General features: G+C 40.2%; 25 protein-coding genes and 2 tRNA genes. 13 read left to right on the forward strand and 14 right to left on the reverse strand.

Annotated elements, in window-relative coordinates; genetic code table 11:
• Positions 1 to 21: 21 nt before the first annotated feature.
• Positions 22 to 2,556: a hybrid sensor histidine kinase/response regulator gene (locus ACKTT2_RS38040; protein WP_407896207.1), complete on the reverse strand. Its 2,535-nt coding sequence runs from the start codon at positions 2,554 to 2,556 to the stop codon at positions 22 to 24.
• A gap of 359 nt (positions 2,557 to 2,915) precedes the next feature.
• Positions 2,916 to 4,205 (reverse strand): glutamate-5-semialdehyde dehydrogenase, encoded by a 1,290-nt coding sequence (locus tag ACKTT2_RS38045; RefSeq protein ID WP_407896209.1) that lies wholly within the window; start codon positions 4,203 to 4,205, stop codon positions 2,916 to 2,918.
• A gap of 118 nt (positions 4,206 to 4,323) precedes the next feature.
• Between ACKTT2_RS38045 and ACKTT2_RS38050 the strand changes: the two genes are divergently transcribed.
• Positions 4,324 to 4,812 carry an aldehyde dehydrogenase family protein gene (locus ACKTT2_RS38050; protein ID WP_407896211.1) on the forward strand — a complete coding sequence of 163 codons (489 nt, stop codon included), beginning with the start codon at positions 4,324 to 4,326 and terminating at the stop codon, positions 4,810 to 4,812.
• A gap of 29 nt (positions 4,813 to 4,841) precedes the next feature.
• Here the strand turns inward: ACKTT2_RS38050 and ACKTT2_RS38055 are convergent, their stop codons facing one another.
• From ACKTT2_RS38055 to ACKTT2_RS38065, 3 genes are read right to left on the reverse strand one after another with little or no spacing between them, the layout of a single operon-like run.
• Positions 4,842 to 5,192, reverse strand: coding sequence for an SDR family oxidoreductase (locus ACKTT2_RS38055; RefSeq protein WP_407896213.1), 351 nt, complete (start codon positions 5,190 to 5,192; stop codon positions 4,842 to 4,844).
• On the reverse strand, positions 5,167 to 5,985 hold the full coding sequence (mazG, locus tag ACKTT2_RS38060) for a nucleoside triphosphate pyrophosphohydrolase (protein WP_407896215.1): 819 nt from the start codon (positions 5,983 to 5,985) through the stop codon (positions 5,167 to 5,169). The genes ACKTT2_RS38055 and mazG overlap by 26 nt, the downstream gene beginning before the upstream one ends.
• A gap of 20 nt (positions 5,986 to 6,005) precedes the next feature.
• A complete protein-coding gene (locus ACKTT2_RS38065) occupies positions 6,006 to 6,650 on the reverse strand; it encodes a metal-binding protein (RefSeq protein WP_407896309.1) in 645 nt (214 codons plus the stop codon).
• 89 nt (positions 6,651 to 6,739) lie between these two features.
• Between ACKTT2_RS38065 and ACKTT2_RS38070 the strand changes: the two genes are divergently transcribed.
• The 5 genes from ACKTT2_RS38070 (at position 6,740) to ACKTT2_RS38090 (ending at position 8,870) form a co-directional block, all read left to right on the forward strand.
• Positions 6,740 to 6,812, forward strand: a tRNA-Val gene (locus tag ACKTT2_RS38070).
• Between the two features lie 141 nt (positions 6,813 to 6,953).
• Complete coding sequence (locus ACKTT2_RS38075) at positions 6,954 to 7,199, forward strand: hypothetical protein (protein ID WP_407896217.1); 246 nt, start codon at positions 6,954 to 6,956, stop codon at positions 7,197 to 7,199.
• Positions 7,200 to 7,423: 224 nt separating this feature from the next.
• Positions 7,424 to 7,855, forward strand: a complete 432-nt coding sequence (locus ACKTT2_RS38080; RefSeq protein ID WP_407896219.1) for an aspartyl protease family protein — start codon at positions 7,424 to 7,426, stop codon at positions 7,853 to 7,855.
• Positions 7,848 to 8,237, forward strand: coding sequence for a 6-pyruvoyl trahydropterin synthase family protein (locus ACKTT2_RS38085; RefSeq protein WP_407896221.1), 390 nt, complete (start codon positions 7,848 to 7,850; stop codon positions 8,235 to 8,237). The genes ACKTT2_RS38080 and ACKTT2_RS38085 overlap by 8 nt, the downstream gene beginning before the upstream one ends.
• Positions 8,238 to 8,279: 42 nt before the next feature.
• Positions 8,280 to 8,870 (forward strand): Uma2 family endonuclease, encoded by a 591-nt coding sequence (locus ACKTT2_RS38090; protein WP_407896223.1) that lies wholly within the window; start codon positions 8,280 to 8,282, stop codon positions 8,868 to 8,870.
• Between the two features lie 88 nt (positions 8,871 to 8,958).
• Here the strand turns inward: ACKTT2_RS38090 and ACKTT2_RS38095 are convergent.
• Positions 8,959 to 9,031: transfer RNA gene (locus ACKTT2_RS38095), tRNA-Ala, on the reverse strand.
• Positions 9,032 to 9,115: 84 nt separating this feature from the next.
• Here ACKTT2_RS38095 and trhO point away from each other — a divergent pair.
• Complete coding sequence (gene trhO / locus ACKTT2_RS38100; protein WP_407896225.1) at positions 9,116 to 10,006, forward strand: oxygen-dependent tRNA uridine(34) hydroxylase TrhO; 891 nt, start codon at positions 9,116 to 9,118, stop codon at positions 10,004 to 10,006.
• Positions 10,007 to 10,117: 111 nt separating this feature from the next.
• On the opposite strand, the gene ACKTT2_RS38105 is transcribed toward trhO, so the two are convergent.
• Positions 10,118 to 10,774 carry a class I SAM-dependent methyltransferase gene (locus tag ACKTT2_RS38105; protein WP_407896227.1) on the reverse strand — a complete coding sequence of 219 codons (657 nt, stop codon included), beginning with the start codon at positions 10,772 to 10,774 and terminating at the stop codon, positions 10,118 to 10,120.
• A 451-nt stretch (positions 10,775 to 11,225) separates the two neighbouring features.
• Between ACKTT2_RS38105 and ACKTT2_RS38110 the strand changes: the two genes are divergently transcribed.
• Both ACKTT2_RS38110 and ACKTT2_RS38115 read left to right on the forward strand, forming a co-directional pair.
• Complete coding sequence (locus ACKTT2_RS38110) at positions 11,226 to 13,406, forward strand: FAD/NAD(P)-binding protein (RefSeq protein ID WP_407896229.1); 2,181 nt, start codon at positions 11,226 to 11,228, stop codon at positions 13,404 to 13,406.
• A gap of 269 nt (positions 13,407 to 13,675) precedes the next feature.
• Complete coding sequence (locus tag ACKTT2_RS38115; protein WP_407896231.1) at positions 13,676 to 14,026, forward strand: DUF4351 domain-containing protein; 351 nt, start codon at positions 13,676 to 13,678, stop codon at positions 14,024 to 14,026.
• Between the two features lie 158 nt (positions 14,027 to 14,184).
• On the opposite strand, the gene ACKTT2_RS38120 is transcribed toward ACKTT2_RS38115, so the two are convergent.
• The 5 genes from ACKTT2_RS38120 to ACKTT2_RS38140 form a co-directional block, all read right to left on the reverse strand.
• Entirely contained in the window at positions 14,185 to 14,979 is a 795-nt protein-coding gene (locus tag ACKTT2_RS38120) for an FHA domain-containing protein (RefSeq protein WP_407896233.1), read from the reverse strand.
• Between the two features lie 47 nt (positions 14,980 to 15,026).
• Entirely contained in the window at positions 15,027 to 17,786 is a 2,760-nt protein-coding gene (locus ACKTT2_RS38125; protein ID WP_407896235.1) for a PAS domain S-box protein, read from the reverse strand.
• Positions 17,787 to 18,179: 393 nt separating this feature from the next.
• Positions 18,180 to 18,791, reverse strand: a complete 612-nt coding sequence (locus tag ACKTT2_RS38130; protein ID WP_407896237.1) for a Uma2 family endonuclease — start codon at positions 18,789 to 18,791, stop codon at positions 18,180 to 18,182.
• Between the two features lie 30 nt (positions 18,792 to 18,821).
• Positions 18,822 to 20,021 (reverse strand): DNA double-strand break repair nuclease NurA, encoded by a 1,200-nt coding sequence (locus ACKTT2_RS38135; protein WP_407896239.1) that lies wholly within the window; start codon positions 20,019 to 20,021, stop codon positions 18,822 to 18,824.
• A gap of 154 nt (positions 20,022 to 20,175) precedes the next feature.
• On the reverse strand, positions 20,176 to 20,970 hold the full coding sequence (locus ACKTT2_RS38140; protein ID WP_407896241.1) for an HAD family hydrolase: 795 nt from the start codon (positions 20,968 to 20,970) through the stop codon (positions 20,176 to 20,178).
• Between the two features lie 499 nt (positions 20,971 to 21,469).
• Between ACKTT2_RS38140 and ACKTT2_RS38145 the strand changes: the two genes are divergently transcribed.
• A complete protein-coding gene (locus ACKTT2_RS38145; protein ID WP_407896243.1) occupies positions 21,470 to 22,204 on the forward strand; it encodes a choice-of-anchor E domain-containing protein in 735 nt (244 codons plus the stop codon).
• A 105-nt stretch (positions 22,205 to 22,309) separates the two neighbouring features.
• Here ACKTT2_RS38145 and ACKTT2_RS38150 read toward each other — a convergent pair whose 3' ends face one another.
• The gene (locus ACKTT2_RS38150) at positions 22,310 to 23,173 is read right to left on the reverse strand and encodes a metal ABC transporter permease (RefSeq protein WP_407896245.1); all 864 of its coding nucleotides are present in this window, start codon (positions 23,171 to 23,173) and stop codon (positions 22,310 to 22,312) included.
• 86 nt (positions 23,174 to 23,259) lie between these two features.
• Positions 23,260 to 24,120: a metal ABC transporter ATP-binding protein gene (locus tag ACKTT2_RS38155; RefSeq protein ID WP_407896247.1), complete on the reverse strand. Its 861-nt coding sequence runs from the start codon at positions 24,118 to 24,120 to the stop codon at positions 23,260 to 23,262.
• A 90-nt stretch (positions 24,121 to 24,210) separates the two neighbouring features.
• Here ACKTT2_RS38155 and ACKTT2_RS38160 point away from each other — a divergent pair, with 90 nt between their 5' ends.
• The 3 genes from ACKTT2_RS38160 to ACKTT2_RS38170 all read left to right on the forward strand — a co-directional run bounded on the left by ACKTT2_RS38160 (position 24,211) and on the right by ACKTT2_RS38170 (position 26,957).
• The gene (locus tag ACKTT2_RS38160) at positions 24,211 to 25,197 is read left to right on the forward strand and encodes a metal ABC transporter substrate-binding protein (RefSeq protein WP_407896249.1); all 987 of its coding nucleotides are present in this window, start codon (positions 24,211 to 24,213) and stop codon (positions 25,195 to 25,197) included.
• A gap of 370 nt (positions 25,198 to 25,567) precedes the next feature.
• The gene (locus ACKTT2_RS38165; protein WP_407896251.1) at positions 25,568 to 26,647 is read left to right on the forward strand and encodes a glycosyltransferase family 4 protein; all 1,080 of its coding nucleotides are present in this window, start codon (positions 25,568 to 25,570) and stop codon (positions 26,645 to 26,647) included.
• 118 nt (positions 26,648 to 26,765) lie between these two features.
• Complete coding sequence (locus ACKTT2_RS38170) at positions 26,766 to 26,957, forward strand: hypothetical protein (protein WP_407896253.1); 192 nt, start codon at positions 26,766 to 26,768, stop codon at positions 26,955 to 26,957.
• Positions 26,958 to 26,978 lie beyond the last annotated feature (21 nt).

A 26,978-nucleotide genomic window follows, 5' to 3' on the forward strand; every position in this document is an offset into this window, starting at 1 on the left:
ATGAATTGAACTCTCCAACCCCTAACCCCTAACCCCTATCAGACTTTGTAACATTTGCAATAACTGCTGAACGGTATACGGCTTTGGCAAAAACTGGTGAATACCAACAGATTCTGCAATTGACTGATTTTCTCGAAGCCCGCTAGAGGCAAGAATTTTAACAGATGGGTTAATTTTTTTCAGAGTTTGGATTGTGGTAAAACCATCCATTGCGGGCATCATCATATCTAACAAGACAACACGAACATCAGATACGTATTGAGCATATAATGAAATAGCTTCGATCCCATCGCTAGCAGTTAGGACTTGATAGTTGTAATTTTCTAACGTTGTTTTGGTAATCTCTCTAATTTTGGCTTCGTCATCTACCACCAAAATTAATTCTCCATTTCCTACTGGTAGTTCCAAATTTTCTACCGAGCGTGTTTCATTTGCCATCACAGCTTTTAAAAACACTTGAAATTCTGTTCCTTTACTAACAGAACTAAAAACATTGATAAACCCATCATGGCTTTTAACAATACCAAGAACAGTTGAAAGACCTAATCCCGTTCCTTGTCCAACTGCTTTAGTGGTGAAGAAAGGTTCAAAAATCCTATCTAAGATTTCAGGCGACATACCTATGCCTGTATCTCTAATAGAGATAATAATATGGGGTCCAACAGTTGCTTCAAGATTCATCTTGACATAATTTTCATCAATGAAAAAATTATCAGCAGAAATCTCTAAAATCCCACCTTGTGGCATCGCATCACGAGAATTGATAACTAAGTTCATCAACATTTGATAGAGTTGTGTTGTATCTCCACAGATAGTCCATAAGTTTGGCGATATTTTACCTATAAATTGAATAGATTTAGGAAAAGCTTGTTTAGCAAACTGCTGAATTTCTATTATTAAATGCTTAATTTGTAAAACTGTGCGATCGCCTTCAGTGCCACGAGCAAAAGAAAGCACTTGCTTGACTAAATTAGCACCACGTTGAGCGTTAATTTCTAAAGTTTCGAGTAGCTGATGGTGCTGTTCATTTCCAAGTTTTATTTGTAAAATTTGAGCGGATAACAGAATGGGAGACAATATATTATTGAGGTCATGAGCAATACCACTAGCAAGTGTGCCAAGACTTTCCAATCGTTGAGCGCGAAGAAATTGAGTTTGAAGTTGTTTTTTTTCTGTAATATCTGTATCAACAGTAAGGATTGATTTTGAATTGCCATTTTCATCTCGCACGAGTGTCCATCGGCTTTCTACGATAATTTCCCTACCATCTTTGCGGACTTTGTTCAATTCACCATACCATTCGCCTGTCTTATTAACTTGATGCAGCGCTTCTTGCACTTGTGGCGTAATTTCTTTATATAATAAATTTTTAGCATTTTGTCCTAAAACTTCTTGTGCTTTCCAACCGTAAATCCGCTCGGCACTTTTGTTCCAAAATAAAATTTTGTGGTCTAAGTCTCGAACTAAAATAGCATCTGTGGTAATGTCAAGCAAGGCAGCTTGTTGGCGTATTTTCTCTTCGGTTTGCTTGAGTTCGGTAATATCAACAGAAATACCAACAACTCCAATCAATATTCCTTGGTCATTGTAAATTGGGGAGTCGGTCACTAGTGCCAGGAAAGGAGTCCCATCTCGATGCCGAACAAGAAATTCGCCCGACCAACTTTTCCCTTGTTGCAAGTCAGACATAATTTCAATTGCTTGCTTTCGTGAAGCCTTGGTCAAGACAACATCCATAATATCTTTACCAATGACTTCTTGTGCTAACCAGCCATATAAAGTTTCTGCAAAGCGGTTCCAATAAATAATTATTCCATCTAGATCGGTAGCAATAACTGCTTGTTCTACTGCTGATAATAAATTCGCTTGAAAGTAAATTGCTGCTTCTGCTCGTTTGCGTTCGAGTAGTTCGCTTTGTACTTGTTCGTAGAGGGTTGATTGCTGTATGGCGATCGCTAATTGGTCAGCTACAGCGCATGTTAATTCCACATCCTCCTGCTGCCAAGGGGAAGATTGGTGAGTGCGTATAACGCTGAGACTACCCCAAACTGAAGAGTTAACGTGTAATGGTACGAGCAACCAAGCTCCAGAAAAAGTTTCAGCAAAATTGCGATTGATTTCGTCTGAATGAGTGCTTGCATCTTCAATAAGAACAACTTCCAATCGCTTGAGTCGAGATGCAACTTCATTATTGGTATCAGGAATCTCTAATCCCAAAGCACTAGGTAACTGTGGATTTTTACGGTAATCCGTTACGTTTAACCACAGTTGCCTTTCTGGTAAATATTGTACAATTTCTGCTCGGTCAGCTTTAACGAGTTGGGCAATTTCACGAGCGGCTGTGGAAAAAATTGTTTTTATGTCTAGTGAATTGCGGATGCTTTGAATAACTCGATTGAGTGCTTGCTCTCTTTGTATTTGCCGTTGACTGTGTTCGGACAATGCTGTTTCTGCTTGTTGCTGTTGAGTTGCTAATGTTTCTAGACTACAAACACGCTGTCGTAGTTCAGCTATTTCTTGAATCAACTGTTCTTTTGTCTTGTTTTCATCTCTCATTGCATTAACGATTCACACCAAGGCGTATTAAAACTTGATTTACAGAAGAATGAAAAATAAATACTATATATAGCAATCCTATTTGATTTATGAAACACACATAGGGTGGGCAATACCCACCAAAAGTCTTAGTGGTGGGCAATGCCCACCCTACGGTACTGGAAATTTTTACAACTGATTTAGGACTGCTATATTTGCCCTGATTATACTCTTACACTTATGTAATAGCATAACCAGTGGGTATAAGATACACACTCCTAAATTTATTTATGGAGAAAAGAAATTGATTCCTGATTTAAATCCCCTACTTTTCAGTATGGGGATTAACTAGTCACTGGTCAGGTGGTCACTGGTCACTGTTATAGCAAATCCCGATGGGTAAAGGATTTAGCGTTTGCTCCCGTGTAAGTTGCTGCAATATGACCGTCACCAACCATTTGATATTTGTAAGTTACCAAACCTTCTAAACCTACAGGACCGCGAGGCGGCATTTGTTGAGTGCTAATTCCAACTTCTGCACCAAAACCGTAACGGAAACCATCTGCAAAGCGGGTAGAACAGTTGTGGTAAACTCCAGCTGCGTTTACCAATGCCAAGAACGTTTGAGCTGCTTCTTCATCTTCAGATACAATTCCATCCGTGTGTTTGGAACCGTACTCGTTGATATGAGCAATAGCTTCTTCTAAGGAATCCACAATCTTAATTGATAAAATCAAAGCAGTGTATTCTGTTTCCCAATCTTGTTCGCTTGCTTCTAAGATATCGGGTAGAATTTGGCGCGTGCGTTCATCACCTCTTAATTCAACCTTAAGTTTTTGCAAAGCTTCACATATTTGTGGTAAGAACTTTGAGGCAAGATTGGCATGAACGAGTAAAGTTTCAATTGCATTACAAGCAGCCGGATAGTTTGTTTTTGCATCAACTGTAATAGCAACAGCTTTTTCTAAATCTGCGGCTTTATCTATATAGAGATGACAAACTCCATCAGCATGACCGAGGACTGGAATGCGTGTATTGTCTTGAACAAAACGGACAAATGAGTTAGAACCTCTGGGAATAATTAAATCTACATATTTATCTAATTTCAAAAGTTCTAAAATTTCTTCTCTTGTTGTTAACAATTGGACTGCATCTGGATTGACTACAGTTTGAGATAATCCTTGTTTAATGGCTTTAACTATTGCTTCACAAGAACGAATGGCTTCTTTTCCGCCTTTAAGAATAACGCCGTTACCTGATTTGATAGCTAGGGAAACAATTTGAATAGCTGCTTCCGGACGGGCTTCAAAAATGATTCCCAGGACTCCTAAAGGACAAGTTAATCGCTTGAGGATTAAACCCGTATCGATTTCGCGATGAATTTGTATAGTCCCTACGGGATCGGCTAATTTGCCAACATCTCTCACACCCGCGATCGCATCTCTTAATTTATGTTCGTCCAATTTGAGACGTTTGTAGAGCGGTTCGGCAATTCCTTCTACAAGAGATGTTTCGCAGTCAGCAATATTTGCTTGCAATATCTCATCTTTTGCCGATTCTAAAGCTTGTGCGATCGCCTCTATTGCTTGATTTTTTGCCTCTGTTGAAAGCACTGCCAATTTGAGGGCAGCCTGTCTTGTTTTTTGAGCAACTGTAATTAAGTTTTCCATATGTAAAGCAAACTATAAAATTACATAAAGAAAGCCACCTGATACCTCACGTACCAAGCAACATATTAAGTAGATTTAAACACATCTCTAATAAAAGCTTAGCTTAGAGGAGGGCCAGATGGTTACAGCACTCAAACTAGAAAACCAAGTCAAAATCGGTCCAACCAATCTGCTGATTAATAATGAGTGGGTAGAAAGCGTTAGCGGTAAGCGTTTTGAAACAATTAACCCTGCTACGGGTGAGACGATTTGCAGTGTAGCAGAGGCGGATGCAGCAGATGTAGATAAGGCAGTGCGTGCGGCCCGTGCTGCTTTCAACAATGGAGAATGGCGTAAGATGTCCGTAACTCGTCGCGGCGAATTACTCTACAAACTTGCTGACTTAATCGAGCAAAACAAAGAAGAATTAGCACGCTTGGAGACATTGGACAATGGCAAACCCCTCTCAGAGTCGATGAATGCCGACTTACCATTAGTCATTATACGCTTGAGCAAATCATCTATACGCCCTCGCTTTAGAGCTAACCGTGCCTGCTTAAATTCTGCCTGCACTGTTGCTAGTTTGGTAAAAGCCGTTTCAACAAATAGCTGTATGGCTTGCGGCTGAAGTGCATAGAGAACTGCAAGCACAATCTTTTAGTTAACAGTTGGAACTAATCCGCCATCAACACGCAAATTAGCACCGTTGATATAGCCAGCGAGCGGACTAGCGACGAATGTAGCGAGGTTAGCTACCTCTTCGACACGTCCGAGGCGACCAGTTGGATTAGGAAACATCTCCCGCACGGCACTCTTCTCGATTTTGTCCCAGTCAGTAGTACCCCAGTGTTGTTTAGCGATCTCACTCAACAACCGTTCCACTCCTGGAGTTACAATTGCGCCAGGACTAATAGTATTTACAGTAATGCCTGTGAGGGTTAGGTTCTTAGATAAGCTGACTGTGAGATTAACGCAAGCCGCCTTAGTTTCCAGTCTCCAGTCTCTCATTAGCTTTAGCTTGTTGCCAAAGAGCTTCTAATTCTTCTAAGGTGTAATCGGAGAGAGGACGATTGACAAATCCCTCCATTTGTTCTAAGCGCTGAATAAATTTCTTATTTGTCCCTTGTAAAGCTTCGCTGGGGTCGATATTATTCCAGCGAGCAAGTTGGACAATAGAAAACAGTAAATCACCCAATTCCGCTTGTTGTCTTTCTGGTGTTTCGTGGGCTAAAGCTTCTTTGAATTCTGCTAATTCTTCATTAAATTTGTCCCACACTCCATCAATATTCTCCCACTCAAACCCAACTGCAGCAGCTTTACGGGAAATTTTCATGGTTACCATTAATGGGGGAAGTTTGCGCGTATAACCTTGCAGTTTGTAACTGAGTTTTTGGCTCTCAGGAGAGGGTTCTCCTTTTTCTTCAGCTTTGATTTTTTCCCAGTTTTGCCGCACTTCATCAACGCTTTGCACTGCGATCTCGCCAAAAACATGAGGGTGGCGTCGGATGAGTTTTTGTGAAATGCCTTCAGCAATTTCCTTCAGGGAAAATTGTTGGTATTCGCTGGCAATTTGAGCTTGTAAAACAACTTGTAAAAGTAAGTCGCCTAGTTCTTCAGCTATGGCGTTTTTATCTCCACTGTTGATAGCATCTACAACTTCATATGCTTCTTCTATGACGTATGGTGTTAGTGTCTGGGGAGTTTGTTCCAAATCCCAAGGACAACCTCCGTCAGGCGATCGCAATTTTGCCACCACGTCAATCAATTCTTGCAAAGCCGCTAATGTTTCAGAATTTTTCATAATTAGTTAGTGGTTAGTGGTTAGTTGTTCTTCCTTGTCTTCCTTGTCCCCCTTATCTCCTTGTCCACCTTGTCCCCTTGTCCCCCTTGTCTTCCTTGTCCCCGTACCCCTCTCACTTTACTTTTCTTCATTTTCCCATGAGGTAGCAATCCACTAACTCCTTGCTTTTTCACTCGCTTGTATGCTGAACCACTCCAATCACTTAGAGAATGACTCATAGCACCTATTTCTAGCCCCAAGAATAGCGCAAGAAGCTCTGTAGAGTAATTAAGTAGCGTACTTGCTGTATTTTTACGTAATATTTGCCAGTCTAGCTGTATATTGCACATCTTTTCGCCAATGACGATCGCTAAAAACCCTAAGATAGCCACTAAGGTGCTGAGGTAGATAACTCGTAGTGTTGTACCAATAATCGGACCGTGGGATAAGAATGACCGATGACGCAAGCTTTTTTGATAAGGTAACCAAATAAAACGTAAAAACCCCCAACGCTGGTAGTGGCGTGAGTAAATGTCTAAGTCGGGACCGAACATCAGCCCCCCAAACAGAAACCCTCCTGCAACAAGTAGTGTCAGGTTACCGCTTTTGGTTTGCCAGAAAGTTACCCCAGTCACAAGTGGCAAAGCCCATAGAGTAATGCGATCGTGAGTCCGACCAGAGGGCATAGGAATGTGTAGAAAAATTTTTCTCAAAAATACTATCGCGTTTTCAAAATTTATGTGCTAACATAATTTCTTGTGAGTGAAAACACCACGGGCGGTTAGCTCAGTTGGTAGAGCGCCTGCCTTACAAGCAGGATGTCACAGGTTCGAGTCCTGTACTGCCCATTTAGAAAAAAATAGTTCAGTAGATTTCCAGATTACACGAAAATTGCTGAAAAGTTAATCTTGAGAGGTATTTGTATCCTCAGAGGTATAAAGTTGCACTTTATCAACGAGTGCTTGTCCGGGGATTGGAGATTGATATCGATGAAAAACCAAACCTCTCTATTGAAGCTTACCCTAATCTTGTTATCTTTATCTGGTTTGAACTTTGTTCCTAGTGCTTTTGCTGGTACGGGAAACCAAAAAATTATTGCTCAACAAGTTAGTTGTACGGTAACGAATCTTCAAACAGGTCAACTGGCTTTGCGCCTTCAACCAAATGGTAAGTCAAGAGCTGGTCTAAATAATGGCAATAGCATACAATTCTTGAGGACAGGAAGTACACCTTGAGTTTATGTTCGTGTGCTTCAAAGTCCAAATAGCAAAGTGAACGGTTTAGAAGGTTGGGTAAATTCTGGCTATCTTTCTTGTGTAAGTCATAATTAAACATGATATGGGAACATAAATGATTTATGAAATATAAGTAGGGTGGGCATTACCCACCAAAAGCCTTAGTGGTGGGCAATGCCCACCCTACATAGTGTGTAATAATTAATTGTTATTAGGAGTATGACATGATGGGAGCAGTGAGAGTCCCAGTCAGGTTAAAAAATGCTGTGGATGAAGAATTAGTAGTTCGTGGGTTGTTAGCACCGCATTTATTACGCCAAAATGAAGTGATAGGATTAGTAGACACAGGAGCAGTTTCCCTGGTTATTCCCTCAGAAATGGTAGAGCAATTAGGGTTGCGAATTATTGGACAAAGAATTGCACAGTACGTTAATGGTAATCAAGAAACTATTGGAGTCACCAGACCAATAATTATTGAATGTGAGGGACGTATAACAGTTGATGAAGCTCTTGTTATGGGAAATGAAGTTTTAATTGGTCAAGTAATTTTAGAAAAATTAGATTTACTTGTAGATTGTAAAAATCAACAATTGATACCAAATCCTGCCAATCCCGATTATCCAGTGGCAATGATTAAAGGATATAAAAATGCCTAAGTGGAAATTAGTCACTGAATTTACATTTGATAGCGCCCATTACATCCGAGACTATGATGGGCCGTGTGGTCGATTGCACGGTCATACCTACAAAGTAAAAATTGAAGCAACTTCATCAAAACTGCACTCCTCACAGTACTGTCCTCATGAAGTTATGGTGGCTGATTTTAGAACCTTGCGCTGGGCTAAACAGGATGTCAAAAAAGGAGGGCTTGACCATTGCGTACTTAACGAAGTCATGCCACCTGAGTATGAAACCACTGCTGAGATGATTGCTAAGTATATTTATGATGAAACAAAAAAAAGAGTACCCCCTGGCGTGCAACTGAAAGTAGCAGTCTCCGAAACTCCAAATTCATGGGCAGAATACGAAGATGAATGACGCGAGTAGTACTATAACAGCACAAAAATAGGTAGTATCTTTATGCAGTTAGAAACACAAAAACGCTCTTACACACCAGAAGAATATTTAGAACTAGAAGAAAAAGCAGAATATAAAAGCGAATACCGCGATGGAGAAATTATTCCGATGACGGGTGGTACTACCAACCATAATAAAATTGCCTTAAATTTAGCCGCATCATTAAAAATTTCTTTAAGACGGAAAAATCATGATGTTTACATCGGTGATGTGCGTTTATGGATACCGAAGTATCGGCAGCATACATATCCAGATGTGATGATAATTCAAGGAAAACCTGTTTACACAGGAACTAGTACCACAACGGTTATGAATCCGATGTTAATAGCAGAAGTTTTATCTAAATCGACCAAAAATTATGACCAAGGCGATAAGTTTTTATATTATCGCTCTATCCCGGAATTTAAGGAATATATTTTAATTGACCAATATCAGTATTATGTGATGCAGTACGTGAAAACTGCGGAAGGTCAGTGGTCATTCACTGAACTTGAAGGTGAGTCTACAGTCTTATCACTTCAGACAATTGATTTTCAAATTGCACTCAATGAAATTTACGACCAAGTAAATTTTGATGAAAGTGGTGAAAATTAAGATTTTTCCACTAATATGCCTGCTAAAAATACCAAACAGTTCAATATTTGGAGATTTGTAACGCTCGCTGGTCACTGGTCACTGATTATGGAGGTAAGGAGACTCGAACTCCTGACATCCTGCTTGCAAAGCAGGCGCTCTACCAACTGAGCTATACCCCCTTATGATGGAAAATGTACGTTCTTAACACTCACAGAAGTATCATAGCTTAGATTCCTGTTTGCGGAAAGGGGATTAGTCAAAAAATGTCTTTAATCGTTGCTACACTCTACAAATTTGTGAGTTTGCCAGACTTTACTGAGAAACAAGAGCCTTTGTTGTCTTTTTGTCAAGCACATGATATTAAGGGGACGATTTTGCTAGCACCAGAAGGTATTAACGGTACGATCGCAGGTTCTCCTCAAGCGATCGATTCCGTGCTATCCTTTTTGCGTACCGATCCTCGCTTGGCAGATTTAGAATACAAAGAATCACACGCCGAGTCCCCACCGTTTCAACGCATGAAAGTGCGACTTAAGAAAGAAATTGTCACTATTGGGTTATCAGAGGTCAACCCAAACGAACAAGTAGGAACTTATGTCGATCCCAAAGATTGGAATACTCTCATTAACGATCCAGAAGTCACCGTTATCGACACGCGCAACGACTACGAAATCAGTATCGGTACTTTCCAAAAAGCACAAAATCCCAACACAAAGTCATTCCGTGAATTCCCAGAATATGTTTTCCATCAGCTAGACCCCAAAAAACACAGAAAAGTGGCTTTGTTTTGTACGGGTGGAATTCGTTGTGAAAAAGCCTCCTCCTTCATGCTTTCTCAGGGATTTGAAGAAGTTTATCACTTAAAAGGCGGAATTCTAAAATACTTAGAAGAAGTTCCAGAGTCAGAAAGTTTGTGGGAAGGTGAATGTTTTGTTTTTGACGAACGTATCGCTGTTCGCCACAGTTTAGAACCAGGAACTTACGATTTGTGTGCGAGTTGTGGACATCCGATTTCTGAGTCTGAGAAAACCTCTCCTCAGTATGAAGAAGGTATTTCCTGTCCTCACTGCTTTGATACTCTTTCTGAGGAGAAAAAAGCACGTCAGATGGAAAAGCAGCGACAGATCGAATTAGCGAGGAAGAGAGATTGCTAAGGCTAATAGTTTTAGATATTAAAATTAAGTATATATAAATGTAATAAATATGACACAAGCCTTACCCAAATTAGTAACCTATGAAGAATTTATCGAGTGGTATCCCAACGATTATTTTTTCAAAGCCAAGGTTAAACCATCAGCAATCGGTACTAAACTGATTGCCACTCTTGAATCTTGATATAATTTCTGGTTAAAAGCACGGATGCGATTTGTTCTATTATCCTGCACTTGAGAATCTGCAACTCGTCCCGACCATAAAACATTATCAATGGCAATTAGACCCCCAGGGCGCACCAATTGTAATGCTTGCTCGTAGTAATTATCGTAGTTGCTTTTGTCCGCATCGATGAAGGCAAAATCAAAAGTTTCTCCTTGCGCCCGCAATCGATCTAATGTCTCCATAGCAGGGGCAATGTGTAGCTCAATTTTATCTGCCACACCTGCTTGTTGCCAATAACGGCGTGCGATCGCTGTATACTCTTCACTGATATCACAAGCTACTACTTTACCCTCTGGTGGTAATGCTAAAGCGACAACCAGGGAACTATACCCAGTAAATATCCCTATATCTAATGTTCTTTTTGCTCCCATTAGCTGAACCAACAAAGCCATAAACTGTCCTTGTTCTGGAGCAATTTGCATTTGGCTCATTGGGTGTTGGGCTGTTTCTTGTCTCAACTTTGTTAAAACTTCAGGTTCCTGTACGGAGACCGATAATAAGTAATCATACAGATTTTTTTCAAGTCCTAGTGTTTGGTTTGCCATAGTAAAAAATTTTAGGTTGGGTAGCTTAGTAGTTCTTGTAGTGCGGGCATCCTGCCTGCCACTCAGATTAGGACGGGCAAGGATGCCCATCCCACAAGATAAAATTATTCATTTTTCTAGTTCCCTTATCCCATTTTGTCAGAGAACCGTAACATTTCACTAAAAGAAATTTCCGTAAAAAATGACTAATATACAGATATTTTAAAACAACGATATTCATATCGGATTTCTTGGAAAAAGAAGCAATAAAAATTCTTAAATACTTATTTTACACGGGTTTGAGACTATAGGATTTCAACCAATTAAAGACTTCAATGAAATTCCGAGTTTTTCGGTTGTTTAAGTGGGGTTTAGATTTTATTCGTACTTAAAACCAGTAGAAATGCATGGACATTTACGAAAGAGATGAACTAAGTTTTGTATATATACTGAAATAAATTTAGTTTTTCCTATGCATAACTCTATTTTAAATCAAACTGTTTCTCCACAAACAATAGCTATTATTGGAGGCGGTTTAAGCGGTTCTCTTGTAGCTGCTAATCTTTTACGTAATGCAACAATACCAATTTCTATCAAATTAATTGAACGCCATGATGAAATAGGTAAAGGAGTAGCTTATGGTACGCGAGTCAATTGTCATTTGCTAAATGTTCCTGCAGGTAAAATGAGTGCATTTCCCGATGAATCAGATCATTTTTTGAAATGGCTGCACGCAAATGGACATACACAAGTCACTGCTTCGACATTTGTACCGCGTACTGTTTATGGAAGTTATATCCAATCGATTCTGCAAGAAGCACAGGCAAAGGCTCAAGCTGGTGTGGAGTTTGAGAGGATTGTTGGTGAAGCTATCTATATTGACACTACAACTTACACCGTCAGAGTGTACTTGAATAATGGCAGGCGCTTGCAGGTACAAAAGGCTGTGCTGGCTTTAGGTAATTTTCCGGCTTCTTTACCCGAACCAATTGCTGCTTTGGGCAAATCTAATCCCTATGTAAAAGATGCTTGGGCTGAAGATGCGATAAGCCGGGTACGGCTTGCGCCAAGGGCGAACGCAAATCTCGCTCCTGATGATTCTATCCTATTAGTCGGATCTGGATTGACTATGGTAGATGCCGTTGTTGCCCTGCATCAACAAGGATTTAAAGGACAAATTCATGCTGTTTCCCGTCATGGTTTGAAGCCCTGTCGCCACAAACAGACAACTCCTTATTCAGCATTTCTCAATTTAGAGACAGCACCAAAAACTGCAAGAGGGTTGTTCCACCTAGTCCGTCAGGAGATAAAAGTCGCGATGGATCGAGGACAGGACTGGCGTGCAGTCATTGATGCTCTTCGTCCGGTGACCCAAGAACTTTGGCAAGCACTTGCATTTAAAGAACAGAAAAGATTTCTACGCCACGTGAAAGCTTACTGGGAAGTTCATCGCCATCGAATTGCTGAAGAAATTGCAGAAGTTTTGGATACAGCCGTTCAATCCGGTCAATTACGCTACTACGGAGGTCGGATTCAAACTTGCCAAGAGTTTGAGAAGGGAGTGAATGTGACCATTCGTGAAAGGGGAACAAATACAGATATTGTTCTACAAGTAAACAGAATTGTGAACTGTACGGGGTCGAATTGTAACTACCGTCGATTGCAGCATCCTTTGCTATCTAGCCTCCAAGAACAAAGGCTGTTCCGTTCCAACACTCTATCCATTGGTATCGATACGGCTGCTAACGGTGCTCTAATTGATGCCGATGGCAAGGTTTCCGAACTTTTGTATACGTTAGGAACGCCGCGCAAGGGTAACCTTTGGGAAACAACTGCTGTTCCAGAAATCCGAGTTCAGGCAGTTTCTTTGGCTCAAGAGTTACTGAAATCTCTCAATTTCCAACCCTATGCTGCTATTGAAGTAAGCAAGTTGCCTAAACCTGTTATGCTATTTCGCCAATTGTTCGATAAAGAGTCAAGTACTTACACTTACCTCATTGCCGACCCAGAAACGAAAGAAGCTATCCTGGTAGACCCGGTGTTGGAACAAGTCGAACGAGACCTTCAAGTTTTGCAAGAACTAGGACTGACTTTACGCTACTGTCTGGAAACCCACATTCATGCCGACCACATCACTGGGGCAGATAAATTGAGAGAATTGACGGGGTGTTTGAGTGTTGTCCCGGAAAAAGCTGCAACTCTCGGTGCTGATGACTACACCATAGATGGGGCGATAATGGAATTAGGAAGTGTTAGAATTCAAGCGATCGCAACTCCCGGACACACAGATAGCCACATGGCATATCTCGTGAATGGAACTCATTTATTAAGTGGAGATGCATTGTTTATTCGAGGTTGTGGTCGTACCGACTTCCAAAATGGTGATGCTGGATTGCTGTATGATGTTGTCACTCAAAAGCTGTTTGCTTTACCAGAAGAAACCTTGGTGTATCCCGGTCATGACTATCAAGGACGAACAGTATCTACCATTGGGGAAGAAAAATCCTGGAACCCTCGGTTTGCCGGACGTAGCCGCAATCAGTTTATTGAACTAATGAATAACCTAAATCTCCCCTATCCCAAGAAAATGTTGGCAGCTGTACCTGCAAATCAATTTTGTGGCAAAGTTTCGATGTGGAACTATCAGATTTAAAGATTCGGTTCTTCTAAGAAGATGTTTGAAAAGTCCTGTCATCAGTAGCAAAACATTCAATAGCCTCCATTATCCCACGATAAATTGGGGGACTTTCAGAGTATTTTTCCCCCTTTTTAAGGGGGGCTAGGGGGGATCTTGATACAATAGTAGACTTTACAAACAACCTCTAAGAGATTTTAAGAAAAATAACAGTTCACTTGCACGCAATACATAGATGTAAAGACGCGCCATAGAACGTCTTTACGTTATTTGCTGAATGTTTGCGCTTGCTAGCAACATTGCGATTATATCCAGCAAGAACGAGTTTAATTTCTGGATTTATCGATACATATTTGGAATTGAATCGTCAAGAAGAGCAAAGGTTTCAAGAAGAAATTGGTAAACTGAAAGAACCAGACAAAGAGGAGATTATGGAAATTGTTACTAGTTGGGGAAAACAAGCAACGCGATCGCTTATCATTCGTCAATTAAATCGACGAGTGGGACAACTGCCAGAAACAATAACTTCGCAAATTGAAAATCTACCCATACAGCAACTAGAAGCGTTGGGAGAGGCACTACTCGATTTTACAACTCTAGCTGACCTTGAAACCTGGTTAGAGGTCAATCACGGGTAATGATATTCCTTGAGTTTATGCCAGAAGCGATCGCCCTTAGCGGCGGCAACAGCAAAGCGCAAACAATATTAATATCCTACTTTGAGGCAGAGCCTCGAAATATGCATTCCCAGGTTCTACCTGGGAACGAGAAACGCAAAATACAAAAAAATCTCTTATTATTTTAATAATTCCTTGAGAGATTGCAAACTATAATTCAAGACTTTACTAGTCTTAAATAACTGATACCCAGCCGCAAACAAAGCAGAGGCGAAAAGAATAGCCAAAAGATTAAACGAAGCAAATAGATTACCTGTAAAAAGCATAAATGCAACTCCTAGCCCTATCAAAATCCATCCTATAGTGCGGTAATCGCGACGCCACAACACAAGAACAGCCCCTGCTATTAACATCAAAACAGTTGGGATACGGAGAAAAATACCAATTTGCGTGTTAGCTGCAAATAATAAAATACCGATGAGCATCAAACCCGCACCTACAAACTTGCTATTTCGATCCACTTGAGTTGTTTGGTTATGTTGGGTATTATGTACGATTTCTGGTTGTAGCACTGTAGGTTTACTTATAGGGGCATTAGAAGGAACAACCAGATTTTGTTTATATTGAAATATAAATGTCACTTTTTCTTCCTGACCGAGGTTGATTTTGTCACCAACTTGAAGAGGGTAGCGCTTTCCGGGTTCTAACTTTACCCCATTGAGAAAAGTACCGTTAGAACTACTGTTATCAGTAATATAATAAGTATTATCTTTTACTTGAATTTCTAAGTGCAATCGAGAAACAATGTCGGTATCTGGTAAGAAAGTGACATTAATATCTGGTGCAATTTGCTCGTTTTGTTTGCCGACACGAATCACAGCAAGATTTGGAGGCAACTCAAAAGGTGTATTTGTTTGAACGTGAAAAAGCTCGAATCCTAGCCCTGTTGTTTGGGATGTACTTAAATTTTGCATAACTCACTTCTTGTTTAAAAGAATTTCTTCTTTTGTTATTCTCTATTCTAATTCGAGCTAATGGGAATCTGAATCAGAAACTCTGTACCTTTACCAGGTTCTGATATACATTTCAAACTTCCGCCATGCTTTTCTACAATAATTTGGTAACTGATTGATAACCCTAGTCCGGTTCCCTTTCCCACAGGTTTGGTTGTAAAAAATGGGTCAAACAATCGTTGTCTGACATTTTCTGTCATCCCAACCCCGTTATCAGCAATCTGAATGACAGCAAAATTGTTACTTCCAACTGTAGTGCTAATATGAATTGTAGGGATTGGCGATTGGGGAACTCGGGGTCCCCTCTGGGGATAAGGGGTAATGGCGATTGGGGATTGGACATTTATAGTTCCTTGTCCCCAGTCCCCAGCCCCCAGTCCCTCTTCCAAAGCATCAATTGCATTAGTCAAAATATTCATAAAAACTTGATTCAATTGACCTGGGTAGCAATCCACTGAAGGCAAATGACTGTATTCTTTGACAATAGAAATATTGTAATTACTTGATTTCAGTCTGTGCTGTAAAATCAACAGTGTATTTTCTAAACCTTCATGAATATCTACTGGTTTCTTTGCTGCTTCATCAAGACGGGAAAAATTTCTCAAACTTAGAACGATCTCGCGGATACGATGAGTTCCTATTCTCATAGAAGAGAATAGTTTACTGAGGTCATCAGCAAGAAAATCGATTTCGATTTCTTCACAAAAAGACTGTATCTCTGGATGGGGAGCGGGATAATGTTGGTTATAAAGTCTTAATAGATATTGCAAATCTTGTATGTATTCACTTGCGTGAGTAATATTTCCGTGAATAAAGTTAACTGGATTATTAATTTCATGAGCAACTCCTGCTACAAGTTGTCCCAAGCTAGACATTTTTTCCTGTTGAATGAGTTGGGTTTGAGTCTCTTGTAACTTTTGCAAAGTTTCCGAAAGTTTTTCTGCATGAGTTTGTGCAGCTAAAGTAGCAGCACGGCTCTCTCTATAGAGTTGGGCATGATCTATGGCAATTGCTAATTGATCTGTCACAGCTTGTAGCAAACTAATTTCGCTATGACTCCAAGTACGTTTCTCACAGCTATGACTGCAAACAATGGCTCCAAATTCACCTGATTTATTCTTGACTGGTAGTAACAGTTGGGCTTTTATATCAGATTTGAAGAAAAACTCTTGCGTATCGCAATCTAATATACCTGCACTATTTGTTGAATCAATACAAATGACTTCCTCATTAAGCAATATATTGACTAAAAAAGCAGCTTTTTGTATTGGAAGATTCCCTATCATAGTAGGAAGTTCGGGGTTTCGCGCTTCATGGGTAATAGTCAGTGTTGGCTGAGGCAAAGTTGGCAAATATCGGAGAAAATAGCAACGGTCAATTTGTAATAAAGTGTGGATTTCACAAACAGCTTTTGCCAGAATTGTATCGAGTTCTAAAGAATTTCGGATTTGGTTGGCAAGACGTAGTAGCAAGGCTTCTCGACGACTGAAAAGTTCTTCTCGCGCCCAGATGCGATCGATGGCTACTGCAATATTGTTAGCGATCCAATTTAATAAATTATGAGTTGAATTGGTAAATAACTCTTGACTAAATAAAGCAATAATTCCAATGGAACGCTGCTCGATGATTAAAGGATAGGCAGCTAAAAGGAAATTTGATAAAAAAGGCTCTAAAAAAGCTTCTTCATTTTTTAGGGTGACTTCTTCATTAAAAAGAGCTTGATTGTTTTTTGTCATCAAACCAATGATACTATTAGCTAAAACAGTATGATTGGGAAAATCTTGACTATTAGTTAAAGTTTCACAAGTCCTATCCGTACAGCGAACACCTGCTTGTAATTGGATTTGATGTGTTTGGTTCTCGAATGTCCAGATACAAACAAAAGCAATTTCTAAATACTGAGATAAAGTTTTTGTACAGCTTTGAAGGATTTCAGGAAGGGAACTGCTTTGTGATAGAGCTAAGCTGATTTCTGCACTTAGTAATGATAAACGCGATCGCTCCAACAAAGCAAGTTCTGAAAGTTTGCGCTGTGTAATATCTGTACGAATTGCTACATACTGATAAGGCTTGCCAATTTTATCTAAAAATGGAACAATTAGAGTATCCACCCAATAATACGTTCCATCTTTGGCTTTGTTTTTAATTTCTCCTTTCCAAAGATGTCCTAGAGAAATTGTTCTCCACAAATTTTTAAAAAACTCTTTAGAATGATAGCTAGAATTGATAATCCGATGGTCTTGTCCTATTAATTCGGCTTGCGAATATTGTGAAACTTCACAAAACTTTTCATTAGCATAAGTTATTTTGCCTTGTTTATCAGTAATAGCCACTAGCGAGTGAATACTTAAAGCAACCTTTAAAGCTTCTAATTCTTTGATATACTGTTGTTGTATTACTTCGTTTTCTTTCTTAGCAGTGATATCACGAGCAACCGCATAAATTAATCGTTCATTACTAGATGCAGTTGCGTTCCACGATAACCATTTGTGAGACCCATCCTGACACAAAAAACGACTTTCTAAACCAAAAATTTCCTCACCTGCTACCAGTTTTGAATAAGCAGTCATACAAGCGTCTCTATCTTCAGGATGAGCAAAATCAATAAATGGTTTATTTTGAAATTCCCAATCTGACCAATCAAAAGTCTTTTTCCATACTGGGTTTAAAAACTTAAAATAGCCATTAAAACTAGCAATGCACAGTAAATCATTAGAGTGGAGAAAGAATTGTGAGTAGTTCTTCTCTATGTCTCGGTCATCACTCATACTAGTTTTTCTCATTTTATAAATTCAGTCATAGTAATTAAAAAGCCCGCATATAGCGGACTTTATCGCTCTTGCGTAGGTAGATTCTGTCTAAGAACCGGAAGCTGAAAACAACCAAACCCATGCAAGAAGTCTATTTCATCCTTATTTAGGTTTCCCCAAATAGACTAAAAAAGTATGGTTGAGAATGTTAAATTAAAATACAAAGTTTTATAAAAACTTTACAAAATAATCAAAAGGTCTGAGATGCTAACCTTAACGATTAGAAATTGTAACTATACAGACAAAACCCACCTACGTGGGTTTTAATAGCTTATATTTTCTTAGTTCGCCTACACAAACAAAGTTCGTGTAGTTGTGAATTCTATTCGCCTAATAATTTCCAAACATTCTCTAAAAGCCATAATCAATCCTTGCACCTTCACTCAATGTCATATTAGGAAGATTGACCAGCTCGTAAATATCAGTAAAAGAAAGTTGAAAGTCAATAGAATCAAACGTTAACACAGAATTAACAGTATCGTACTCAGTTAGTATCCAATTGCCTTTTGAATTTTTAGTATATTGTTCTGCATAACAACTATTTTGGTCAATTGAGACATATTCTCGGAATTCAGGAATTGACCGATAAAAGCGAAATCTATCTGAGTCAGTATGATTGGTGGACGATCTTGATGAAACTTGAACAATTAACGAGGGATTGGTTACTGTTGTATTATCCGTACCCTCATAAAATGGTTCTCCATCAATAACCATGATATCTGGAAATGTGTATTGATTGTAACGCGGTATCCACAAGCGGACATTACTGAAATACACGCGATAATTTTTTCCTTTGAGACCAAATTTGAGATAGGCATAAATATTACCTGTAATTTGATTGTGTTCAGTTGTAATTCCCTTCATCGGCACTATTTCTCCATCTAAATATTCACTTTTATAGCCAGTTGTTTGGTCAATGGCTAGATACTCGTCACGGGTATAATAGCGTTTTTCCTGTGGCATGCACTTTTGTCCTCCTGATGCTGTTGCTCATTATGCTATACTTCCCCGCTTTCTGGCTTCCTTGTATGAAGTTCCTACATTTTTTAAACCCGCCCTAATCATTTGCCTTTCTAGCAGGGAAAAGAACCTTGCTTTGTCCCCGCCTTTAACTACAGCTTGATTGTGTGCTTCAGCTATAGCCACGGGGTAACCATATCCTTTCTGTACTTGTCCGAGCATTAGCCCTAAAGCTCGCTCAAACATCTCTGTATCTTGAGCTACCCATGATGGTACTTCGATTCGAGCAATTTCTGCACCGACATGGATATAACAAAAGTAAATCTGTTGGTCTTCATATAAATCAAGAATACGAGCATTGCTACGCCACAAAGGACCGCGTTGTCCGGGTTTGAGTTGAGTTGACCAAAGAGCAGTGTCTCGTAGGGGTTCAAAGATTTTACACGGAACTTTCTCTAGTTGATTGGGGCAAAAACTGGCACAATCGGGGACTGGATGGGTACAAGCTAAAAGACGTAAAAAGTTTATCCCTTCGACATTACGAGAGGCGCTAAGATAGCCCATTAAGGGAATTTTTGCCTCCTGCAATTTTCGCCAAGCTTCCAAAATAGGAGGTAATATTTGATTGCGGGCATCAAAAGGCAATTGTTCCAAGAACCAGTAAATTAAAGACCCATCTACCATCGCTAACGTGGGGACTTCTTCCTTGTCTTTGTCTCGATGTCCTCCCATTGCACTGCAAGCCAGTTCTGCTAATACAGTTGTTTCGCTAGCTGTCCGTCGGAAACTCATCCACTCTTCAGTACGAATACCCCATTGACGGGAAGCGTATAAATCTTCTGGTCGATAGAATATCTCAGGTAAGCTGTCTAAAAGTGGGTGACGATTTTGTCCGTAATGTAAAACAACTCTACCAATGTTGAGGAGATAGCAATACGCTATTTCATGATGGCTAGGCGCTATTTGGGAACCATCTGTAGCAATTACTGTATGAATTTTAGGAGGCGCTTGAATCTCAATACAGGTATTCAGTGGTTCTACTGGAGTTGCATTGGCAAACACAATGCGATCGCGCCACTGTTCTTGTCTCTGTACTAATTCTACCTGAGAGGCTAGTGCATCTTGAAGGTGTTTTTGAGCTAGTTCTAAACGATAGCGGCTAGCTGCAGCTTCTTGAGTCAAGTGCTGACTCAAACCTTGCATTTGTAATGTCAGTTTGGTGAGATCTAGCATAGTAGTTAGTAGTTAGTTGTTAGTTGTTAGTAGGGGCGCTTTTAATCTCCACAGATAAACGGGCGAGGACGCCCGTCCCACAGGAGTTGGGTTGAGTCCGATCTGTACAAATTAAAGAATTATTAGCCTAGTAGTAAAAAAGTACCACTAAGTACTAACCATTAACCACTAACCAATCAGAAAAATCTCTAGCAAACTGAGCGAGTGATAGCAAGCGAATTCGGGGATCGTTTTTAGCAGTCACCTTTTCTACCGCCGTGTTGTAGCCCCAGTCTGCAAAAAAGAGTTTAACTTCCTCCAAGTTCGATTGCTGTTTGACTAACTGTAAAGTTTTCAATCGATCTTCTACAAACCACAAACTTTCAGGCGCAATCTTTTCCGCCTGAATTAATTCTTGCAAAATCTCATACTTGGGACGCTTCACTTCTTTACCAAAAATAACCTCTTTTGGTAGTTCGACCCCTTGCTGTGCTAGCAGTTGTTGGGCGAAGCGACCTTCTTTCGTAGTGACGACATATAACTTAATTGAACTTGAGATTGTCGCTTCAAGTTTCTCAATGACTCCTGGATAAAATCTGTGCCGACTCAACCAACCATCCAAATCGGTAGCAATCCATTCATCTCGACATTTGTCCAGTTTACTACCAATGTCTGCTGGTTTAAAATTGTCTGCTTGTAAAATTTGTTGTGCGATCGCATTCCAATCCTGAAGAATTTTTTCTTCGGCGATTCCTTGAACGAGAGCTTTAACGAGTACAGGCATTTCCCAACCTGTTTCAATCACTGGTCTTAGTCGGTAGAACTGAGAAGCCAAATCATCAGGTGGAGTTTGGTCGTCGGGTAACCAAACTTGACAATAGGTATGCCAAGATACCTCAAAGTACTCAATCAGTCCGTCGCAAATGACACCATCGAAGTCTAAAGCTAGAATTGTCGGACTATTTGCCATGATCTTTTTGAGGATTAGACTGCTGTTGTTAGCTTAGCTGACTTCTCAGAAATATAGGGAGTCAATAGATGAGGTTAGGACTTACGCACTGTACAAATTGACATTATATGCATCAACGGATAATGCTTGTTTCAGGCTTGTAGGGGCGCAAGACCTTGCGCCCCTACGGTAGGTGATGTTGGTTCTCATTTATTAAAAAATCAAACGTTGAAGCACTAAAAATGCAAATTTCATATCTGATAGTTTTTGTCAATGCGTAAGTCCTAGAGGTGAATGAGATGGATAATTTCCGTAAAACCTACTTAGTTAAGCGTATCCTTTTGATATGGCTTAAGAAAATTCACTTATTAGGAACTACTTACTAGAATGAAACCTACAGCAATTAATATAAAGTAAAATTTACAAAAAATTACGTATCATTATCAATACAGTATATAAAACTTCAAAGTTACAAAGAGAGAGGAGGCATTGCCAATAAAGTTTTTCCAATTTGTAACGTATGAAGACTAAGTTTTTAGCTGTATTAACCCCCGCTATCGCGATCGCAATAACAAGCATTGTCGCAACGACAGGAGTTGCTCGTGCAGATATTCTGGAGTACACTGCAGAATACAAACCATCTGCAGATGAAGCTGCACCTTATGCTGGATACGGTGTTACAGATATCTTAAATGCTCCTTTGAGTATCCAAAAGTTTAAATCATCTTGGGGCATACTCAATAGTGTCAAGATTGATTTTATCGGTGACCTTACAGGAGATGCAGGTTTTGAAAGCAGAGACGCAAAAGCGCGTACAGTAACAGTAGACCTTTCCGGTTTGCTTAAGTTACAAACAACTGATGGTACAAGCCTCTTTGAGTTAGACCCAACACAATCTTACAAATACGATGTTAGCAAATATGATAACAAACTTGATTTTCTTGGCACTTCTGGAAGGACACTAGAGGGTCTAACCGCCAGCGCCTCCGGTACGAAAACGTACACCGATAGTAGCTTATTGCAATCATTTATCGGTACTAACAAGTTTGATTTTTTGTTCACAGCTAATGCGAAATCAACCGTCAAGGGATCTGGTAACATCACATCCTACGTTAATACCTATGCCAAAGCGAGTGTCAAAGTAACATATGACTACCGTCGGAGGGTACCAGAACCCTCTCTTCTAGTTGGTGTAGGTCTAGTTGGTGGGGCTGGTTTATGGTCAAAGAGAAACAAAAATTTCAGCAAGGCTTAACTGTCTGAAATCCAAAGGCTAGGTCTTACGTAATTAGTTATGCAAACGGACTGAACTTTACTTGAATGAGTGTAAAGTAGAGTTCAGTCGTTTAATTATTAAGTTTTATCTCTCCAAACCTACAATATTTCTTTTACGAATGTTAGCAAAAATCCCGTGTCGGGGACTAAAAAGTAACGCCAATACAAACAATCCCGACACAACCAATACAATTGCTGGACCTGAAGGAAAATTATAAAAATAGCTGAGGTACATTCCAGTAATACTAGAAAATACCCCTATAACTGAGCCCAGAATCATCACTTGATACAAGCGTTTTACTAATAAATAAGCCGTAGCTCCTGGTGTAATCAAAAGCGATAATACCAGAATAACGCCCACGGCTTTCATACTAGCAACAATCGTTAAAGCAATAATTACCATAAGTCCAAAATTAAGACCATTGACTGGTAATCCTGCTGCTTTCGCACCCAAGGGATCAAAGGTATAAAACAAAAGTTCTTTGTACACCAAAACGATAACGAGCAAAACTAAAGCTGCAATAATAGAAGTATCGCGCACTTCATCAAAAGTCACACCGAGAATATTTCCAAAAAGGAAATGGTTTAAGTCAATCTTGTTGTCTTTTTGAATGACAGTAATCAGCGTAATTCCAAGGGCAAAAAACGCCGAAAAAACTATCCCCATGGCAGCGTCTTCTTTGATAGGCGATCGCGTTCTAATAAAAGCAATCGCCATAGTACTGATGATACCAGCAATAAATGCCCCAACAAAAATATTACCACCTAACAAAAAAGCGATCGCAAGTCCCGGTAATACTGAATGACTAATAGCATCACCCAATAAAGCCAACCGTTGTACCATTAAGTAGCTGCCAACAACGGCACACAACAAACCCACTATAATGGCAACAATCAGCGACCTTTGCATAAAACCATATTGTAAAGGCTCAATTAATGATTGAATCATAGTTAATTGTTAATTGTTAATTGTTAGTGGTTAGTTGTTCTTGGTCACTGGTCACTGGTCACTGGTCACTGGTCACTGGTTACTGGTCACGCCGCCTCTTTCCAAAACATAACTTGACCGCTATAGGCGCGGGACAAATTTTCTTCAGTAAGTACCTGCTGTCGGGAACCTGTGGCTATCATTGTCTGATTTAATAAAATTAAATCATCAAAATGAGCGATCGATTCCCCCAAGTCATGATTGACAACAAGGATAATTTTTCCCGCAGCCGCCAGTTCTTGGAAAACTTCAAAAATGACTCTTTGGGTTTTTTGATCGATACCTACAAAAGGTTCATCAAAACAAAAAATTTCTGCTTCTTGCGCTAAAGCACGGGCTAAAAAGACTCGCTGTTGCTGTCCTCCAGAAAGTTCTCCAATGGGGCGGTTGCGATATTCACTCATCCCAACACGTTGTAACGCACTTTTTGCGACTTGACGGCTGACTGTTGAAAACTGGCGAAACCATCCTGTTTTCTTGACTCTTCCCATCATCACGACATCCCAGACGGTAGCGGGATATGCCCAATCTATCTGGCTTCGTTGTGGTACGTAGGCAATTTTCTCCAATTGCTGCGTTAGAGGTTTTCCTTTATATTGCACGTTTCCGTGGGCAGGAACTAAACCTAACATAGCTTTCAACAACGTACTTTTGCCAGCACCATTGGGACCAAAAATTCCTGTGAGTCGCCCTGGTTTCACAACACAGTTGATATCTCTCAGCGCTTCTGTTGCTCGGTAGTATACCCCCAATTGGGAAATCTGGATCGCTTCATTTAGATCGGTTCCTTGAGGAGACACGATAGGTGGCGTGTCTACACTTGGGTCATAATGCGTTTCTAGATTAGGCATTTCGCCTATATTTTTCCTAAATAATGGGAAATCTGGTTGAAAAGAGGCAGTTTTCATAATGGTGTTTAAATACTTGCTTTCTTGAGATTACTATAAAAATGAGATAAAAATGAAAACCTCTATAAAGAGAAATAATATCTAACATAAATGAAAGTAATACTTCAGAGAGACGGCAGCACTTTGACAGGGAATGTGTTCTACTTTTTACCAAAACTGGGTTTAAGTATGCTGTTGTCCTTGAGCTTATTCAGTTGTAGTCAACAAAGCTCTACCTCTAACACCCCCAATAAGGATAAGCCTCAAGTCGTAGCGACTAGCACCATCATTGCGAACCTTGCAGAGGAAGTGGGAGGAGATGAAGTTCAAGTCACTGGAATCCTTAAACCAGGAACCGATCCCCACGTGTACGAACCAGTTCCTCAAAATACCAGGGTGATGGAAGAAGCGGACTTAGTTTTGTATAACGGTTACAACCTAGAACCAGGATTGATTAAGTTGATGAAATCTGCTGCGGGAAAAACCCGTCAGTTAGCTGTGGGTGAGGTGGTCAAGCCTTTACAGTTAGCAGAAAAATCCAAGGGGAAAGTCCCAGACCCACACGTATGGGGAGATGTAAAAAATGCGATCGCAATGACTCATGCCATTCGAGATGCTTTGATTAAGTTATCACCTGAAGACAAAGAAGAATTTACCAAGAACGACCAACGACTGACTAAGGAGTTAGAGCAGTTAGACAGTTGGATAAAAACCCAAATTCAGACAATCCCGGCAAATAAACGCAAACTAGTGACAACACACGATGCTTTTCAATACTACGGACGTGCGTATGGGATACCTATCGCGGGTACTTTAATTGGTATAAGCACTGAGGAACAACCTAGCGCACAAACAGTCAAGGGGCTAGTAGAAGAAGTCAAAAAGATTGGAGTTCCAGCAATTTTTGCAGAAACAACAATCAATCCTGCTTTGATAAAAACTGTTGCCCAAGAAGCAGGGGTAAAATTAGCACCTAGCCAACTCTATTCTGATTCCATTGGTGCGCCCGGAAGTCCGGGCGATACTTATATCAAAATGATGCAGTCAAATACTCAGACTGTTGTAGAAGCGTTGGGCGGAAAAAATGTTAGTCGTTAGTAGGGGCGCAATGCCTTGCGCCCGTACACAATTAGTCATTCTTGCTACTAACCACTAACCTTTAACAATCGATCCCTAAGACTTTTTTAATAAAATAAGTCTATCCCCAGGAAAATATAAGATATAATTATATCTGCCTTGGGATAGATGTGGATTGTGAAATTTTAAGAATAAAGTACACGAAGCTGCACTTTAGCTGGTCAGCATCAATTTGGAGGTGGCGCATAGAGGGTGCTAGATTAACCAAAAGACGCCGTATAAGGCGTATGCGGTTGGTTCCAACCTTAGGAAAAGGAGGAATGAATACCTAAAGCAAAAGGATCTCAATCCTTGTCCAACGACCACTTTACCAGCTGAACCAAGGAAATTTATGAAAATAGCTCAAGTAGCCCCCTTGTGGGAACGAGTTCCACCTTCAACTTACGGAGGCATTGAACTCGTGGTGAGTCGCGTAACCGATGAACTCGTGCGTCGGGGTTATGATGTGACTTTGTTTGCATCAGGCGATTCGCAAACACTGGCTGAGTTAGACGCAATTTGTCCTCGCGCATTGCGTTTAGACCCGGACATCAAAGAGGGTATGATGTACGAGATGCTTGAAGCCAGCCACGTTTACCAGCAAGCGGCGGAATTCGACATCATCCATTCCCATGTAGGAATTTGGACTTTGCCTTTGGCAAGCATGGTGTCAACCCCTACGGTACATACCTTGCATGGCAATTTTACCCGTGACAGCAGCAAAGTATATAACCTTCATAGAACGCAACCATACGTCAGTATTAGTAATGCCCAGCGCCAAATAGACCTAAATTATGCAAGCACCGTGTACAACGGGATAGATTTAGGTGACTACCAATTTGTATCTCAACCAGCACAGCCACCCTATATTGCCTTTTTAGGACGCTTTTCTCCAGAAAAAGGGCCTCAGCACGCGATCGCCATAGCTAAGAAAACTGGTTGGCGCTTGAAAATGGCAGGAAAAGTCGATGTCGTAGATAAAGAGTTTTTCGAGAAAGAGATTGCCCCCCAGATAGATGGTAAGCAAATTGAATATCTAGGTGAAGTAGACCATGCTGCAAAAGTGGAACTTTTAGGCAATGCATCTGTTACCCTTTTCCCCATCACTTGGCGAGAACCCTTTGGCTTAGTGATGATCGAATCAATGGCTGTTGGTACACCAGTCATCGGGATAAATATGGGTTCCGTACCAGAAGTCATTGCTCATGGCAAAACAGGTTTTGTTTGCCAAAGCTATGAAGAAATGGCGACAATGATTCCAGCGGCGTTGGAACTCGATCGCCTGACTAGCCGAGAACACGTGGAAAACAACTTCACTGTCACTCAAATGGTAAATGGTTATGTAGCGGTCTATGAGAAAATTCTTAGGGATCGCAATGAGAGAAATGGACGAATTCCAACTCTTAAAACTTCGTTAACATCAATTGCTTGATAAAGCTCTTATCCAAAGGCTGAAGCTTGAAATGAAAAATTAACTATTTCATTCTTTAATCCTTTACACTTTATCCTTTCTTCAGACTTTACAAGCTTTTGTGACAAGGAGAATCAACATGAGAACGACGACTCACAGTTGTCTTTGCTGCGGTAATTCTTTGTTACGACACGTGCGTCATCAAGGAGTTTACTGGTTTTGCCAATCCTGTCGGCAAGAAGTGCCTTTACTATCTGTTAGTCAATCGCACTTTCTAAGCCAAGGAAGGAACACAAAGCACTCGATGTCACCCCAATTGATTTTGACGTAAAACAACTAAAGTGCAGCAAAA

Source organism: Scytonema hankhaensis NUACC26 (genome assembly GCF_045865695.1).
In the GTDB taxonomy this organism is placed as follows: Bacteria; Cyanobacteriota; Cyanobacteriia; order Cyanobacteriales; family Nostocaceae; genus Scytonema.